Source organism: Sodalis sp. RH20 (assembly GCF_047324205.1).
Lineage (GTDB): Bacteria > Pseudomonadota > Gammaproteobacteria > Enterobacterales > Enterobacteriaceae > Acerihabitans.
In genome coordinates, this window is sequence record NZ_CP178733.1 from 4,981,757 (window position 1) to 4,998,588 (window position 16,832).

Annotated in this window: 12 protein-coding genes; 4 read left to right on the forward strand and 8 right to left on the reverse strand. The window is 60.6% G+C overall.

Features of this window, described 5'->3' with window-relative positions; translation table 11 throughout:
• Nucleotides 1-914: 914 nt before the first annotated feature.
• From ACL2XM_RS22670 to mak, 4 genes are all read right to left on the reverse strand, one after another.
• Nucleotides 915-1,673 (reverse strand): CDP-diacylglycerol diphosphatase, encoded by a 759-nt coding sequence (locus ACL2XM_RS22670; RefSeq protein ID WP_410016689.1) that lies wholly within the window; start codon nucleotides 1,671-1,673, stop codon nucleotides 915-917.
• A 126-nt stretch (nucleotides 1,674-1,799) separates the two neighbouring features.
• The gene (locus ACL2XM_RS22675) at nucleotides 1,800-3,122 is read right to left on the reverse strand and encodes an MFS transporter (protein WP_410013031.1); all 1,323 of its coding nucleotides are present in this window, start codon (nucleotides 3,120-3,122) and stop codon (nucleotides 1,800-1,802) included.
• Nucleotides 3,123-3,389: 267 nt separating this feature from the next.
• Complete coding sequence (gene yhjD, locus ACL2XM_RS22680; RefSeq protein ID WP_413721669.1) at nucleotides 3,390-4,586, reverse strand: inner membrane protein YhjD; 1,197 nt, start codon at nucleotides 4,584-4,586, stop codon at nucleotides 3,390-3,392.
• Nucleotides 4,587-4,666: 80 nt separating this feature from the next.
• Entirely contained in the window at nucleotides 4,667-5,572 is a 906-nt protein-coding gene (gene mak / locus ACL2XM_RS22685; protein WP_410013032.1) for a fructokinase, read from the reverse strand.
• Between the two features lie 148 nt (nucleotides 5,573-5,720).
• Between mak and ACL2XM_RS22690 the strand changes: the two genes are divergently transcribed.
• Nucleotides 5,721-6,467 carry a response regulator gene (locus ACL2XM_RS22690; RefSeq protein ID WP_410013033.1) on the forward strand — a complete coding sequence of 249 codons (747 nt, stop codon included), beginning with the start codon at nucleotides 5,721-5,723 and terminating at the stop codon, nucleotides 6,465-6,467.
• A gap of 5 nt (nucleotides 6,468-6,472) precedes the next feature.
• Here the strand turns inward: ACL2XM_RS22690 and ACL2XM_RS22695 are convergent, their stop codons facing one another.
• From ACL2XM_RS22695 to ACL2XM_RS22710, 4 genes are all read right to left on the reverse strand, one after another.
• Complete coding sequence (locus ACL2XM_RS22695; protein ID WP_410013034.1) at nucleotides 6,473-7,159, reverse strand: D-lyxose/D-mannose family sugar isomerase; 687 nt, start codon at nucleotides 7,157-7,159, stop codon at nucleotides 6,473-6,475.
• A gap of 108 nt (nucleotides 7,160-7,267) precedes the next feature.
• Nucleotides 7,268-8,209 carry an ABC transporter substrate-binding protein gene (locus ACL2XM_RS22700; RefSeq protein WP_413731650.1) on the reverse strand — a complete coding sequence of 314 codons (942 nt, stop codon included), beginning with the start codon at nucleotides 8,207-8,209 and terminating at the stop codon, nucleotides 7,268-7,270.
• Nucleotides 8,210-8,228: 19 nt separating this feature from the next.
• The gene (locus ACL2XM_RS22705; RefSeq protein ID WP_410013036.1) at nucleotides 8,229-9,218 is read right to left on the reverse strand and encodes an ABC transporter permease subunit; all 990 of its coding nucleotides are present in this window, start codon (nucleotides 9,216-9,218) and stop codon (nucleotides 8,229-8,231) included.
• A 9-nt stretch (nucleotides 9,219-9,227) separates the two neighbouring features.
• Nucleotides 9,228-10,739 (reverse strand): sugar ABC transporter ATP-binding protein, encoded by a 1,512-nt coding sequence (locus tag ACL2XM_RS22710; RefSeq protein WP_410013037.1) that lies wholly within the window; start codon nucleotides 10,737-10,739, stop codon nucleotides 9,228-9,230.
• A 152-nt stretch (nucleotides 10,740-10,891) separates the two neighbouring features.
• On the opposite strand from ACL2XM_RS22710, the gene ACL2XM_RS22715 reads away from it, so the two are divergent.
• The 3 genes from ACL2XM_RS22715 to ACL2XM_RS22725 all read left to right on the forward strand — a co-directional run bounded on the left by ACL2XM_RS22715 (nucleotide 10,892) and on the right by ACL2XM_RS22725 (nucleotide 16,797).
• The gene (locus ACL2XM_RS22715) at nucleotides 10,892-13,507 is read left to right on the forward strand and encodes an ATP-binding protein (protein ID WP_413733249.1); all 2,616 of its coding nucleotides are present in this window, start codon (nucleotides 10,892-10,894) and stop codon (nucleotides 13,505-13,507) included.
• Nucleotides 13,508-14,004: 497 nt separating this feature from the next.
• Complete coding sequence (locus ACL2XM_RS22720) at nucleotides 14,005-15,513, forward strand: amino acid permease (protein ID WP_413727517.1); 1,509 nt, start codon at nucleotides 14,005-14,007, stop codon at nucleotides 15,511-15,513.
• A gap of 15 nt (nucleotides 15,514-15,528) precedes the next feature.
• Nucleotides 15,529-16,797: an arginine deiminase gene (locus ACL2XM_RS22725; RefSeq protein ID WP_410013039.1), complete on the forward strand. Its 1,269-nt coding sequence runs from the start codon at nucleotides 15,529-15,531 to the stop codon at nucleotides 16,795-16,797.
• The last annotated feature ends 35 nt before the right edge of the window (nucleotides 16,798-16,832 follow it).

Below are 16,832 nucleotides of genomic sequence, written 5' to 3' on the forward strand. Positions count from 1 at the left end.
CCCCGTGATGCACCGGCCCGGTTAGCGCTCCCGGCGCTACCGGGCCTTTCGCCGCTCCCGGCGGCTCATGCCGGGGTCACAGGCGCCGTCAGCGCGCTTTATGCCGGTCCCTATGTCGCGGTTCGCACCGCATATTATGAAACAACAGCGGCGCTGATGCTTGGGATAAGGTCTGGCGCCGGGATACGGTTAACCATTACAGAATGCAACGGGTCTGGAATGCCGCTGACATAGCGAAAAGCAGGCATACCGAAAGAGACTTATCAGTCATGCCATATGACATTCATCATTCAATTTTGAGTTTTAACATTAAGCATTACGCTTTCAGCCATTAGCCATCAGCCTGTAAACATTAGCGCAAAATGAATACTGAGACCTTTCCCGGTAAGCGCATACCGCTAAGAACCCCAAAACGCTGTTTTGCTGGCAGGCGATGGTGTTGACGTGGTGCCGGCATAGAGTGCGCCGGCAGTGCGCATCTTGGCTGGATGAGCCGCCGGGAGCGGCGAAAGCCCGGGCTGCGCCGGGAGCGCATGCCGGGCGGTCCAAAAGCCGGGATGGGTGATGCCGGGCACCGCGCAGCGGCGCACGATCTGCCGGACGCGCGGAGGTCAAGGAGGCCGTCGCGGTACGGCCTCTTTGTCGCTTGCCGGCGCCCGGCACTGCATAAAACAACCTAACGCATGGCAAGCGAAACCCTCGCCGCGGCAACATAAACCTCACCCGCAAGCCGTACGCGAAAACCCTCGCCGCGGCAACATAAACCCCACCCGCAAGCCGTACGCGAAAATCCCGCCGCGGCAACATAAACCCCACCCGCAAGCATCAGCGAAACCCTCGCCGCGGCAACATAAACCTCACCCGCAAGCCGTACGCGAAAATCCCGCCAGGGGACACGACCCGGACATGTCCGCTTAGCGCAGGATGGCGCAGTTGTGATCCTGGATCTCCTCGCTGGAAGCCAGATTACCGCGCAGCAGGTTGCGCTCGCCGGCCAGCAGCGCGAAGCCGCCGTCGGCCAGCGGCACCAGGGCCAGCGTAAAATGCCCCATGTTATCCGCCGCGTCCGGCACGCCGCGCGCCAGCATCAGAAACGGGCTCTGCGCCGCCAGTTCGGCGGCGGTAACGTGCATTGCCAGGTACGGATGCCCCATCAGCGGTTCGCCCAGGGGGCGCCAGGCATTGCCGAGGGCGGCGGCTTCGCTGTCAAGCCGGCGCCGCACATCGGGACGCAGGCAGGAGATATGGATATGCAACTGGTTCTGCGTGCGGCCCGAGGCGGAATTAATCGCCAGGGAGAGGGCGCTGTCCGGGATTGGCGCGCCGCGTTTTTCGGCGAGATAGTGCCGCGCCCGCCAGGCGTCATAAAAGAAGTTGGGGGTCTGGGGCTGTAACAACTGCGGGCTTTCCATACCGGTTATTTTTTCGGTCGGCATCAACAAATACTGCAGGGGGCCGTTCAGGTCCTTAAGTATCACGTACCCCGCCGCCAGGTTGACTTGCGCACAAGGCGCCGGCTGTCCGGTTTTTTGCTGTCCGGGTACGCATTTCTGGCTGACGATCTTCCACAGCGCATCGGGGTTGCCGCCGGGCAAGCGGCTGTAATAGACGCCGGCGCCAAGGGCCGCGATAACCAGCAACAGTATCGGCAGGAAATATCGGTTACGCCGCATATTCATTACAGCCCTCATTATTTTCGCATAATCAAAAAAAACGGGCCGCACCACTGGGGATCCGGCCCGTCATTCTCCAGCCGGCCGGGGGATGGCCCCTGACTGCCGGCGCGCTTATTTTAACAGCTACAATGACCGATGCCGAGTCTCGTGCGTGGCCAGCAGCGCCAGCAGCGTCAGGGTCGCCATTGAGGCCAGGTAGATGCCGACATAGAACAGACCATAATTGGCGGTCAGCCAGGTGGCGATATAGGGCGCGACCGAAGCCCCGATAATCGAGGAAACGTTATAGGAGAACGACGCGCCAGTATAACGCACCTCGGTGGGGAACAGCTCGGGCAGCAGCGCGCCCATGGGCCCGAAGGTGAGGCCCATAACGGTAAAACCGCACAGCAGGAACGCCATTACCAGCCAGATATTGCCCGAGCCAAGCATGGACGGGAAAACCAGCGCGAACAGAATGATAATCAGGGTTACGGTGATCATGGTCCGCCGGCGGCCGAAGCTGTCGGCCAGCTGGCCCGACACCGGCACCAGCAGCCCGAAACCGATGACCCCGACCATCAGCATCAGCAGAAAATCATTGCGGGGGATCCCCAGGCCAATCGGCTTGGGGGTCGTGCCGTAGGTCAGTGAATAGACGGTCATGATATAAAACAGCGTATAGGTCGCCACCATGATAAAGGTGCCGAGCACGGTGGCTTTCAGATGCTTGCTAAACAGCGTGCCGATGGGCATGCGCACCTGCGCCTTGGCCAGGGCTATCTTGGCGAATACCGGCGTTTCGTGCAGCGAGACGCGCACATACAGGCCGATCAGCACCAGTACCGCCGACAGGATAAAAGGCACGCGCCAGCCCCAGCTCAGGAACTGCTCGTCGGTCAGCAGCCAGGACAGGGCTAAAAACATGGCGTTGGCGAAAAAGAAGCCGATGGGCGCCCCCAGTTGCGGGAACGAGCCGTACAGCGCGCGCTTATGCGCCGGCGCGTTTTCCGTGGCCAGCAGCGCCGCGCCGCCCCATTCGCCGCCCAGCCCCAGGCCCTGGCCGAAACGGGCCACCGCCAGCAGTATCGGCGCCGCGATGCCGATGGTTTGGTAACCCGGCAGCAGGCCGATGAGCACGGTGGAAATACCCATGGTCAGCAGCGAGGCCACCAGCGTCACCTTGCGTCCGACGCGATCGCCAAAATGCCCGAACAGGGCGGAGCCGATGGGCCGGGCGACGAAGGCCAGCGCGAACGTCGCCAGCGATTGCAGCGTGGCGGCGGTAGCATCGCCCTGCGGAAAGAAAATATGCGGGAAAACGATGACCGCCGCGGTAGCGTAAATATAGAAGTCGAAAAATTCGATGGCGGTACCGATTAACGACGCCACAATCACTTTACCCCGGGAGTTTACCGGGACGGATGGCGCATTGGGTTCGATGGCTGGTGCGATGGAGGCTGGCATGTTGTTTCTTATTGATCAAATGCGTAAAAGAAAGGCATCTTAGACATAGAAAAAAGCATTTTCAATGGCGTATTTTTGACCACCCGGCGACTTTGCCTGCCAAAAAGCAGATTATGTGACGCAGGCGCTTGTTTGCAGAGAGAACACCGTGATAAGCGCCAACCGGCAGAGTTTAACCCTGCCCCGGGGGCAAATAAAAGGACGGGGTAAGTGTTATATGCTGGTTTATGGTTATATTTTTGTTAAAAGCAGCAACATTAACTGCCTTTAGCGCATTTTATTGAAATAATACACTGCTATACCGGCGGTAAGCACCATTAGATAGGGCAATAGGCGGTCCTGTCCCGATGCCGCCTGGGCGGCGCAGAGGCGCCGGGCCGCCGGCGGTTTTCCAGGCGCGCCGTAAGATATGCCGGCGCCGGTATTGTCCCGGCCGCGATTCGCCGCGGGAGGCGCTTTCGTCCCCGGCGGCGTGGGGGTGTCGTCGTCGCGGTATTTTGCCGTGGCTATCCAGGCGGCGCAAAACAACGTCAGGCGGGCAAAAAAGTAGAAAAACGCCATCAGCCCGATCACCGAGCCAAACGCCGCCCCCGAAGGCGAGGTGGCCAGCTTGGGCAGCGTCAGGGTCATGATAATTTTGATGATTTCAAAACCCACCGCCGCCAGGAGCGCCCCGCGGAACATGGCTTTGCTGTGCGGCTTATGGCGGGGGATGACCCAGTAGATCCACAAAAACAGCAGGTAATTGGCCAGCACCGAGACTATCAGCGTGACCACTGTCATGACCGGCCGCAGCCATTCAACGGTGTCCAGCCCCAGGGCTTTGACGATACTTTCCTGGGCGGCGCCGGCGATGGAGGTCAGGGACAGGGTGACAATCAGCGCCACGATAAGTCCAATCAGCGAAATCAGATCGCGCAGGTATTTAAGATAGAATTTTTCCTCATCCTGGGGATTGCGCTCCCATTCGTCGCGCAGCTGGGCGCGGATGGCCTCGCGCAGGTTGCCCATCCAGTTCAGGCCGGAATACAGCGCTATCAGCAGCCCGGTAATACCCACCGTGGTACGCTGTGCGATGGCGGTCTTGACCGTGGTTTTCAGCGTATCCGCCAGGGTCCGGTCGCTGATGCTGTCGGCAATCTTGTTAATCAGGTTGGTCAGGATATCCGGATTGGACGCCAGGAAAAACCCCACCCCGGCGAAGGACACCATTAAAATGGGTATCAGGGACAGGAAGGAAAAATAGGTGATCGCCGCGCCGAACTGGCTGCCCATACGGTCGTTAAAACGCTCCACGGCGCGGATCACGTGCGCCACAGCCGGATAGGCGCTGACTTTCCCGATCAGGCGGCCGGAACGTAACGCCACCTTATCAATCTTTTCGTTGCCGGTATGGATATTGCCGAACAGCGAACTGCCGGATTGCCCGGGGGACGGGGTTGATGTCGTCGATTTTTCAGCCATGATCCTCTCATCTCTATCGCGATATTAGTTCGCCATGCAATTGATTATAGATAAGGATCGCTAAAAACGGCACGGGCGGATCAATCCGGCCACAGCCAGGCGGCGCCGCGCACCCCGCTGGAATCGCCGTGGGCCGCCTTGCGCACCGGCGTTTCGCACTCGCCGCCGAACGTCCAGCCTTTAATCAACGCCGGCAGGGTACGGTATAAGCGGTCGACGTTGCTCATGCCGCCGCCCAGCACCACCACGTCGGGGTCGAGGATATTGATCACATGGGCCAGCGACTTGGCCAGCCGCTGCTCATAGCGGCTGACGGCCATGCCGGCCAGCGCGTCCCCCGCTGCCGCCCGCTGCATAATCTCCGCGCCGGTGGACGGCGGCCCGCCCAGGCGGGTGTAGTCGCCGGCAAAACCGGTGCCGGACACAAAGGTCTCGATACAGCCCGTTTTGCCGCAGTAGCAGGGTACTTCCCGGGCATGGCGCTGTTCGTCCCCGTCCTGCCAGGGCAGGGGATTATGGCCCCACTCTCCGGCGATGCCGTTGCCGCCGGCATGAACCCGGCCGTTGATCGCAAGCCCCGCGCCGCAGCCGGTGCCGATAATCACCGCAAACACGGTGGCGGCGCCGGCGGCCGCGCCGTCGGTGGCCTCGGATACCGCCAGGCAATTGGCGTCGTTGGCGATGCGTACCGGTCGTCCCAGCAGCGCCGTTAAATCCTTATCGATCTCCCGGCCGTTGAGCCAGACCGAATTGGCATTTTTCACCCGTTGGGTATACGGCGACAGGGTGCCCGGGATGCCGATGCCGACGCTGCCCTGCCGGCCGGCGGCCTGTTCGGCGCCGGCCACCAGCGAGGCGATGGCGCGTAGGGTCTGGTCATAATCGTCGCGCGGCGTGGGGATACGCTGGCGATATATCGCCTGTCCGTCCTCGCCCAGCGCCACCACTTCTGTTTTGGTCCCGCCCAGATCTATGCCAATACGCATTGTCACCTCCTCCATTTAATCCGCCGCCGGCCATCGCGTCCCCGATGCGGCATGAGAGACGTCTCACACATCCACATCCTGAACCATGCTATCGATTTGGCTTAATGTACACTCTATTATCATTCCCGTAACACAGCGAAGACGGCATATGAAACCCAGTATTCTTGTCGTGGACGACGACCCCGCCATCTGTGAACTGTTAAACGACATGCTCAGCGAGCATGTATTTACCGTGCACGTCCGCCATCAGGGCCGGTCGGCGCTGGCGCTGCTTGAGCAATCGCCGGAGATTGCGCTGGTGCTGCTGGACCTGATGCTGCCGGATACCAACGGCCTGCTGGTATTGCAGCAGATCCAGCGCCTGCGGCCGCATTTGCCGGTGGTGATGCTCACCGGCATGGGATCGGAATCCGATATCATCGTCGGTCTGGAAATGGGCGCCGATGATTATATCGTCAAACCCTTTCATCCGCGCGTGGTGATTGCGCGCATCAAGGCGGTGCTGCGCCGCGGCGGTTCGCCGTCCATGGCGCCGCCGGCCGCCGGCCGTCACAACGGCTGGCTGTTTAACGGCTGGCGGCTCGACAGCGACAGCTGCACGCTGTTTAATCCCGGCGGGGACCCGGTGGTCCTGACGCAGGGCGAATACAGCCTGCTGCTGGCGCTGATTGCGCACGCCCGTAAAGTGCTTACCCGCGATCAACTGCTGGAGCTGACCCACAGCGAAACCCTGGACGTCTTCGATCGCACCGTCGACGTGCTGATCATGCGGCTGCGCCGTAAGATAGAATCCAATCCCCACCAGCCGACGCTTATCCGCACCATCCGCCGGCTGGGATATGTGTTTGCGGCCGATGTGGTGCGCGCCGATACCGCCATCGCCCAGACCGCCTGAGCGCGTCAGGCCGGTAAGAGGGGGTAGTCGTTGCATAGCAGCCAACGCGGCGCCTCGTCTTCGGTTATCGGGCTAAAACGCGCCTGTCCCCGCAGGAAACGGTTATCATGCTGGTCGTCATTGGTCATGGAGACTTCGCCCACCAGCACATCGCCATAACCCTCCTCCCCCCAGAAACTGTGGTAAATACCGGGCGTGAGGCAAATGCTTTCCCCGGGCGCCAGCCGCACCCGGGAGCCGGCGGCGTGGGTTTGCCGGCAACCGTCGATGACGACCGTCACTTTCGAGGCGGCGAGCTGTTCCCCCTCATCGCTGTTATACATTTCCACCATCAGGTTGCCGCCGCCCCGGTTGATAATATCCTCGCGCTTATGCCAATGAAAATGCAGCGGCGTGATTTGTGCTTCCCGACAATGGATGGCTTTTTCGGCATAGGTTTTGGCATAAGGCGCGCCGTCGGGGGAGCCGTTGCGCAAGGTGAACAGCGTCAGGCCGGTATGGCTAAAATCATCGCCGCCGAAATCGGTGACATCCCAGCCCAGGCGCAGATCAAACACCTCGCGCCAGTGCCGGCGCTCCAGGGCCAGCCAGTCCGGGGGGGAAAAACGGGCAAACGGCGGCAGATGCATGCCGTTGCGGGCAAAAAATTGCTGGGTCTGCTGCAGGATACTGTTGACCTGAGAGCGTTTCATATCGCCTCCGCTGTCATCGGGAGCGGGCGGCGCGATACCTCGCCGCCCATAGGAGGATGATGGCGGGCCGGCGCGGAGTCGACCGCGCCGGCCCGCCGGCGCTGTGGATTATTTCACCGTCCAGCCCTTGTAGCTGCCGACATTGTTGCGATCGATCATTTTCACCGGGATCAGCACCGGGTCCTTGGGTGCCGGCTTGCCTTGTAAAATGTCATAACCGATTTCCACCGCCTTGGCGGCCATGACCTGCGGATCCTGGGCCGGCGTGGCGACAAACAGCGAGTTTTCGCGTTTCAGCGCTTCCTCGCCGTCCGGCGAGCCGTCGACGCCGACGATAAAGAACTCTTTACGCTGGGCCTGCTTGGCGGCCAGATCGGCGCCGATGGCCGTCGGGTCGTTAATGGCGAAGACCGCGTCGATATGCGGGTTGGCCGCCAGCAGCGAAGTCATCACTTCCAATCCTCCCTCGCGGCTGCCCTTGGCATTCTGGTTATAGGACAGCAGTTTGATATCCGGGTGTTTTTTCAGCTCGTTCATGCAGCCTTCCACCCGGTTTTGCACCGCGGACACCGGCGGGCCGTTAACAATCACCACCTGGCCTTTGCCTTTCAGCTTATCGGTAATGTATTGGCAGGCCAGTTCCCCGGCCTGGGTATTGTTGGAGGTGATGGTGGCGTCGGCCCCCTCGGCCGCCACATCGACCGCCACCACCACGATGCCCGCGGCCTGGGCGCGTTTCACCGCCGGACCTATGCCTTTGGAATCCGCCGCGTTCAGGATAATCATATCGACCTTGGCGGCGATGAAATTATCGATTTGCCCCACCTGCTGGCCCAGATCGTAGCCGCTGGACACCAGCGTCACGTTAACTTTATCGCCGGCCAGTTCCCGGGCTTTCATTTCCGCCCCTTTGGTTATCTGGACAAAAAACGGGTTGGCGAGATCGCCCACCGTTACGCCGATGGCCTTCAGATCCTTGGCCTGCGCCAGGGGGGCGGCGGTCAGCATGGCCGCCGTCAGCAACGCGGTATAAACAGGATTAAATCGCATGGTTTCTCTCCGGTATGGGTTATGCCTGATGATGTCGGGTACGGTATTTGTCAATCAGCACCGCTATGATGATCACCGCCCCTTTGATCACCAGCTGCCAGAAATAGGAGACGCCCATCAGCGTCATGCCGTTGTTAAGCGTGGCGATAATCAGCGCCCCCACCAGCGTGCCGGTGATGGTGCCGATGCCGCCGACAAAGCTGGTGCCGCCGAGGATCACCGCGGCAATGGCGTCCAGCTCGTACCCCATGCCCAGGTTGCCGTTGGCGCTGTAGAGCCTGGAGGCGCTCATCAATCCGCCCAGGCCGGAAAGCAGGCCGCTGGCGGCATAGACGAACAGCAGCACGAAGCTGACCCGGATGCCGGTCAGGCGCGCCGCCTGCATATTGCCGCCCACCGCGTAGATATGCACGCCGAGGGTGGTGCGCCTGAGGATAAACCAGCACACCGCAATCACCGCCAGGGCAATGATAATCAGCCAGGGCACCGGCCCCAGGTAGGAATTGCCGATCCATTCGAAATTGATATAGGAATTGATCACCGTGGTGCCGTCCGCCAGCAGGTAGGCGGCGCCGCGCAGCGCGGTATAGGTGCCGAGGGTGACGATAAACGGCGGCAGGCCGGCGTAGGCCACCAGGATGCCGTTGAACAGCCCCATGCCCAGCCCCGCCAGCAGCGCCAGCGGAATCGACAGCCAGGCCAGCGCCGGATTGAGCGAGACCACCATGGCCACCACCGCCGTGGCGCCAAGCATCGACCCCACCGACAGATCGATGCCGCCGGTCAGGATAATAAAGGTCATCCCGGCCGCCAGGACGATGTTTATGGAAGCCTGGCGGGCGATATTCAGCAGGTTGCTGTCGGTGAAGAAATTGGGCGCGACAAAGCCGAAAATCGCCACGATCAGCACCAGTATCGGCAGGATGCCGACAGTTTGCATCAGGTCGTTCAGCCAGGGCCGTTTGGCGGCGGCCGGCGTGGCGTCGGGGGTAGCGGAATTGGTGGCCATGGCGGCTCCTTAAACGGACGACGGTGTCAGTGCGACGCCGGTGGCCAGCGTCATGATATTTTCCTGCGAAATCTCGCCGCGGCTGAGCTCCCCTGCCAGTCGGCCCTCACACATCACGTATACGCGATCGCTCATCCCGACCACCTCAGGCAGTTCGCTGGAGATCATTAAAATGGCCACGCCCTGCTGCGCCATTTGTCCCATCATGCGATAGATCTCGCTTTTGGCGCCCACGTCCACCCCGCGCGTCGGCTCGTCAAGGATCAGGATGCGCGGATGGATCGCCACCCAGCGCGACACCAGCAGCTTTTGCTGGTTGCCGCCGGACAGCCCGCCGGCGCGCACCTGAGCGTGGGGCACGCGGATATTGAGCGCGCGGATGGCCTCGGACGAAATCGACAGTCCCTTGCGTCGGTTAAGCAGGCCGAAGCGCGCGTCGCGCTCCAGGATCGGCATAACGATATTTTCATGGGCGGCCATATCCAGGAACAGCCCCTGTTCCTTACGGTTCTCGGGCAAAAAGCCGATGCCCAGCGCAATGGCGTCGCGCGGCGAGCGGATGGCGACGGGATTGCCGTCCACACGCACGACGCCGCCGGTGGGTTTATGGACGCCGAACACCAGCTGCGCCAGCTCGGATCGGCCGGCGCCCACCAGTCCAGACAGCGCGACGATCTCGCCGGAACGCACCGTCAGGCTGACGGGCTTGACTTTTTTACCGTCGGTAAGGTCCCGCAGCTCCAGGCGCACATCGCCGACCGGGATATGGACGTCCTTATTAAACAGATCGCTTAGCGGCCGCCCGACCATCATGCGCACCAGCTCGGCGGCGGAAAGCTGCTCGCGCGTCAGGCTGCCGACATACTGGCCGTCGCGCAGCACGCTGACCCGATCGGAGAGTTCATAGACTTCCGCCATGCGATGGCTGATATAGATAATGGCCATCCCTTCCTGGCGCAGCCGTTTTATCAGCTCGAACAGGCGCTGCGTTTCGCGGGACGAGAGCGCGGCGGTGGGTTCGTCCATTACCAGGATGCGGCTGTTGCGGTGCAGCGCGCGGCCGATTTCCACCTGCTGCTGTTCGGCGATGGTCAGCGACATGACCAGGTCGGTGGCGTGAAACTGGGCGCCCAGGCGATCGATAACCTGCTGGGCCTCCTGGACCATTTTGCCGCGCTGCACCAGGCCGCCGCGCGCCAGCTCACTGCCGAGGAAGATGTTTTCCGCCACCGTCAGGTTGGGCGCCAGATTCATTTCCTGGTAGATAAGCGTAATGCCCGCCGCCAGGGCGTCTTTCGGGCTTTTAATCGGCCTGGGCTCGCCGTCGATGACGATCTCGCCGCTGGTGGCTGTGTAAGCGCCGGCCAGGATTTTCATCAGGGTGCTTTTGCCCGCGCCGTTTTCCCCCATCAAGGCATGGATTTCGCCCAGCCAGACTTTGAGGTTGACCGACTTCAGGGCATGGAAATGGCCGAAACGTTTGCCGATATCGCGCATTTCGAGAATCGGGGTAGCTGTCATCCGGTTGGCGCCTTCGTTAAGCCGTCATAGGCGCAGTAAAGCAGGCGCAGATAAATGCAAAATGTCAGCGGTCGTTCATGTTTGTCATAATTAGCCACGGCATGGGTTTTATACTGGCGCCCTGCCCGTCGCGGAGCCCTGATATGACGTCGTTGTTCTCCCCAAGGCCGATCCTGGCAGGCGCCCGGGGCCGCCTGCTGATGTTTAACCTGCTGGTGGTGGCGGTGACGCTGATGGTCAGCGTGGTGGCGATCGTGGGGTTCCGCCATGCCGGCAACCTGCAGGAACAAATGCAGGCCCGTACCCTCAGTGAAATGACCGGCAGCATGGAGCTGGGACGCGATACCGCCAACGTGGCCATTGCCGCCATCCGCCTGTCCCAGGTGGTGGGCGCGCTGGAATACCAGAGCGAGGCTATGCGACTGGCGCAAACGCAGCTGGCGCTGCAATCTTCCCTGCGCCGGTTGGCGCAATCGCCGCTGGCCAGGAGCGAACCGGCGCTGGTGGAGCGCATCACCGGGCGCAGCGGCGCCCTGGAAGCCAGCGTCACCCGCCTGCTTGAGCTGGGCCATCAGCGGCATATGCAGCGCAACCAGCTGCTGAGCGAGCTGTACCAGTGCCAAATGTACCTGCGCCAGATTGATACCATCGCGGCCCGTGAACACCAGTTGGCGCCGACAGTCGCCCTCAGGGGCGAAATCGACCGCCTGCTGGATATCGCCATTCACACTACCAGCCCCCGGTCGGCGCTAATCCAACTGGATCAGGTGATGGCCGGCTGGCCGCCGGCCGGCGACGCCAGCGCCCTGCTGGGCGATAAAATCCGGTTATTTATGCTGAGCCAGCACAGTCTCGGCCCCCTGGGCCGCGAGCTGTCTGGCAGCGATCTGGCCATCGCCTATTACACCTATCATATCAAGGCGCTGGTCGGCATGCTGAACGGCGATATCAACCTGTATGTGCAAAAAGTGGCGGGGGAGTCGCGGGAGCGGATGCGCCAGACGCATAACGAACTGGCGTCAATCATCTATTTCATCGGCCTGTTTGCCCTGCTGTCGCTGGTCATCACCCTGTTCGCCGGCTGGTATATCTATCGCAACCTGGGGTCCAACCTGTCGGTTATCGCCGACGCCATGTCCCGTCTGGCCAGGGGCGAGCGCCAGGTCAGCGTGCCGGGACTGCACCGGCGCGACGAACTGGGCGATCTGGCGCGGGCCTTTAACGTCTTTGCCGGCAATACCGCGTCTTTGGAGCATACCTCGCGTCTGCTGAAAGAAAAAAGCACCCAGCTGGAAAATACCTTCCTGGCCATGCGCGACGGGTTTGCCCTGTTCGATCGGCGCGGCCACCTGGTGGTGTGGAACCCGCAATACCCGCTGCTGCTGGGGCTGCCGGCAACGCTGCTGTTTCGTGGCCAGCATTACCGGGAATTGCTGGCGTTCCTCGGCCGCAACCAGGCAAAGGCGCCCGGTTATCGCGACTGGCGCGAGGTGGCGGCCCACCTGCGCGCGCTTCAACCCCGCGCGCTGGAAATACACCTGGGAAACGGCCCTATCCTCGAGCTGCGTTTCAGCCCGGTGCCGCGCCACGGCATGGTCAATGTGGTCTTGGACCGCTCGGAGCGCAAGGCGCTGGAGCAGGCGCTGGTCCATAGCCAGAAAATGAAGGCGGTGGGACAGCTGACCGGCGGCCTGGCCCATGACTTCAATAACCTGCTGGCGGTGATTATCGGCAGCCTTGAGCTGTGCGCAAACGGCGACGGCCGCGACGGCGAGCGCATCGATCGCGCCCTGAAAGCCGCCGGGCGCGGCGCCCAGCTGACGCAGCGCCTGCTGGCCTTTTCCCGCAAACAGGCGCTGCATCCCCAGGCGGTGCAGTTGGCCGGACTGGTGGATAACCTGAGCGAACTGCTGCGCCAAACGCTTGCGGTCAACCTCGCGCTGAAGCTTGAGCCTCAACTGCCCGGCTGGTTTGCCTGGATCGATGTCAACCAGTTGGAAAACGCCATCATGAACCTGGTGGTCAACGCCCGCGACGCCATGGAGGGACGCGGCGGCGAAATTATTATCCGTACCTATAACCAGCGGGTGGTGCGCGCCGGCGGCAGGAAGCAGGATATGGTGACGCTGGAGGTCGCCGACAGCGGCTGCGGCATGTCGGCCGAGGTGCAATCGCAGGTATTCGAGCCCTTTTTCACCACCAAAACGGTCGGCAGCGGCAGCGGCCTGGGGCTGTCGATGGTCTATGGCTTTATCCGCCAGTCCGGCGGCCGGGTGCAGATTGAATCGTCACCGGGCGCCGGCACGCTGGTGCGCCTGCAACTGCCGCGCGCGCCGGCCGCGACCCCGGCCCCGGCGCCGCCGGCCGAACCCGCTCCCGAGGCGCGCGAGGACTTGCTGGTGCTGATCCTTGACGATCAGGACGATGTGCGCGAAACCCTGCGCGAACAGCTGCATCAGTTGGGATACCTGACGCTCGCCACCGGCGACAGCGCCGAGGCCCTGATGCTGCTCGGGCGCACGCCGGATATCGCCCTGCTGATTAGCGATTTAATGCTGCCCGGCGCGCACAGCGGCGCCGATGTTATTCGCCTGGCCCGCCGGACGAATCCGGCGCTGGCTACCCTGCTTATCAGCGGTCAGGATATGCGCCGCGACGGCTGCGGATTGCCCGACGCCGTCACGCTGCTGCGCAAGCCGTTTAGCCTGGCGCAATTGGCCCAGGCGCTGCGGCAGGCCTTAGGCGCAAGGCTAAACGGCCATGGGTGATGCTTAACGGTTACCCATCGATTAGACGTTTCGATCAATAAAAAAAACTGTTTGGTCCGACGATAACGCGCCGGATGATACCGGCAAATCCCCTCGCGTGGAAAACAGAAAAACCACGGCCCCGGTCAAGCGCCCATGCCGCCGCGTAGCGGACCCGGCATGATAAAAAACGGCATAATGGTCTTCGCGGCATATTTAAAGGCGCAGCGGTGCGAGAAATAATAACTATGATATCGGCGGATATTCCACCGCGTTTTTTTAATGTTGTTAGGTAATATGTAATAAATATAATTAATATGATTTCCTTCTAAAATTAACTTTCGTATTAAAAATAATTCATCATTTAGTTTCTATGGATATAGAAATCATGGCGACAGGCATGCCGCCAAAGGCATGGAATGGATATATTGCAAAAATCTAAAATCACGAAAAGATCACAATACATTGCGTAAAAAATGAGTTAATTTATGATTTACCGCAAGACATTGAGAATATATATGACAAACTCAGCAGACGCGAAATTGTCTCTATGGTCGCTTACGGCTTTGGTGGTGGGGTCGATGATCGGCGCCGGTATATTTTCCCTGCCGGCCACCTTCGGTCGCGCCACCGGCGGCTTCGGCGCCCTGATCGCCTGGTGTATCGCGGGCGGCGGTATGCTGATGCTGGCTTTTGTCTTCCAGACGCTGGCCCAGCGCAAGCCTGAACTCAATTCCGGGGTATTTATTTATGCCAAGGAAGGATTCGGCGATTATTTAGGTTTTGCCTCCGCCCTGGGATTCTGGGCGGGCACCTGTATAGGCAACGTTTCTTATTATATTTTAATAAAATCCACGCTTGGCGCCTTTTTTCCGATATTCGGCAATGGCGATACCGTGCCGGCGGTATTGGTGGCTTCGGTTATTCTCTGGGCATTCCATGTGCTGTTGTTGCGTGGCGTAAAAGGCGCCGCGTCAATCAATACCATCGCCACCTTCGCCAAAGTTATTCCGATATTCTGTTTTGTCATTGTCTTGATTTTCGCCTTCAAAGGCGATTTTTTTGCCGCCAATTTCTGGGGCGTCCCGGATTTGGCGCGCGGCGGCGACGTATCGCACCTCAACGACTACGGCTATGCCGGCCATGCCGCCCTGGCGATGGCGCCGGCGGCGCAGCCCGAATCGCTGTTTTCCCAGGTACGGAGCACCATGCTGGTGACGGTATTTGTCTTTTTAGGAATCGAGGGCGCCAGCGTCTATTCCCGCTATGCCCGGCAGCGCAGCCATATCGGCATTGCCACGGTGCTGGGTTTTATCGGCGTGCTGTGCCTGATGATCCTGGTGACCATGCTGTCCTACGGCGTATTGCTGCGCCCGGACCTGGCCGCCTTGCGCCAGCCGTCCATGGCCGGCGTGCTGGAAGCGGTGGTGGGCCGCTGGGGTGCGGTGTTTATCAGCGCGGGGCTGATTATTTCGGTGCTCGGCGCATATCTCTCCTGGTCGCTGCTGGCGGCGGAAGTGCTGTTCTGCGCCGCCAAAAGCCAAAGCATGCCGAAGATATTCGCCACGGAAAATAGCCGGGCGGTCCCCTCCGCCGCCGTATGGCTGACCAATATCACCATCCAGGTTTTCCTGGTCCTGACGTTGTTTAGTGATTATGCCTTTCAGCTGGCGCTTGAATTGACCAGCTCGCTGACGCTTATCCCTTATTTATTGGTCGGCGCCTACGCCTTAAAGCTGGCCTGGACCGGCGAAACCTATGAAACCGATTGGCGGGGGCATAAAAAAGACCTGCTTTTTGCGGCAATCGCTACCTTTTACGCGTTGCTGATGATTTATGCCGGCGGATTAAAGTATCTGCTGTTGTCCGCCGTGATCTACGGACCCGGCACCGTGCTGTTTATTCTCGCAAAACGTGAACAGAAGGCGGAATTATTCACCGCGGCGGAACGGACAGTCTTTATCGTCGTGATGCTGGCGGCCATTGCGGCGCTGTGGAGTCTCGCCACCGGGGTTATCACCATCTAAATGACGGGAGCTGATATGACAGAGAAGCAAAAACCTGCGGAGTATGGCGTTTATTCGGAAGTGGGACGACTGCGCAAGGTCTTGGTGTGCGCGCCGGGGAGGGCGCATAATCGCCTGACGCCCAGTAACTGTGATGAACTGTTATTTGACGACGTGCTGTGGGTGGAGCGCGCCAAACGCGATCATTTCGACTTTATGACCAAAATGCGCGAGCAGGGCGTCGAGGTGGTGGAAATGCATAACCTGCTGGCGACGACCCTGGAAAATCCGTTGGCCAGGAGCTGGCTGCTGGATCAGCAAATCGTGCCCGATGAGGTAACGCTTGGGATATTAAGCGAAACCCGCAGTTTCCTCGATGGCCTGCCGCCGCGGATCCTGGCCGAAGTGCTGATAGGCGGCCTCTCCACCACCGAACTGGCCGCGCAGGGATATGCCGATCATGAGGAACTGACGCTGATCCGTGAAGCGGTGGGCATTACCGAGTACCTGCTGCCGCCGTTGCCCAATACCCTGTATACCCGCGACACGACCTGCTGGATCTACGGCGGCGTCACGCTTAACCCGCTTTACTGGCCGGCCCGCCATGAGGAAACATTGCTGATGGCGGCTATCTATAAATTCCATCCGGATTTTGCCCATGCCCATTTCGATGTCTGGTATGGCGATCCGACGGTTCACCACGGCACCGCCACCCTGGAAGGCGGCGATGTGATGCCTATCGGCAATAAAACGGTGCTCATCGGCATGAGCGAACGTACCTCGCACCAGGCCATTACCCAACTGGCGGCGTCGCTGTTCGCTAAAAAACAGTCCGGGGTGGAACGGGTAATGATTGCCGCCATGCCGAAACTGCGCGCGGCGATGCATCTGGATACGGTATTCACCTTCTGCGATCGGGATGTGGTGACGCTGTATCCGGCCATCGTCAATCAAATCAAAACGTTTTCCCTGCGTCCGGACGACGGCCCGACCGGCATGAAGCTCAGCCGCGACCCGGGCTCCTTTGTCGAGGCGGTGGCCGCGGCGTTAAACCTGGATACGCTGCGCGTGGTCGAAACCGAGGGCAATGATTACGATACCGAACGCCAGCAGTGGGACAGCGGCAATAACATGGTGGCGCTGTCTCCCGGCAAGGTCATGGCCTATGATCGCAATACCAAAACCAATACCCGGCTGCGTAAAGAAGGGGTGGAGGTCATTGAAATCGTGGGCAGCGAGCTGGGCCGCGGACGCGGCGGCGGTCATTGCATGACCTGTCCGCTGATTCGCGACGCGGTTGAGTGATCCCGCGCGCCAAGGGACAAGGCCGTCGGGATTGC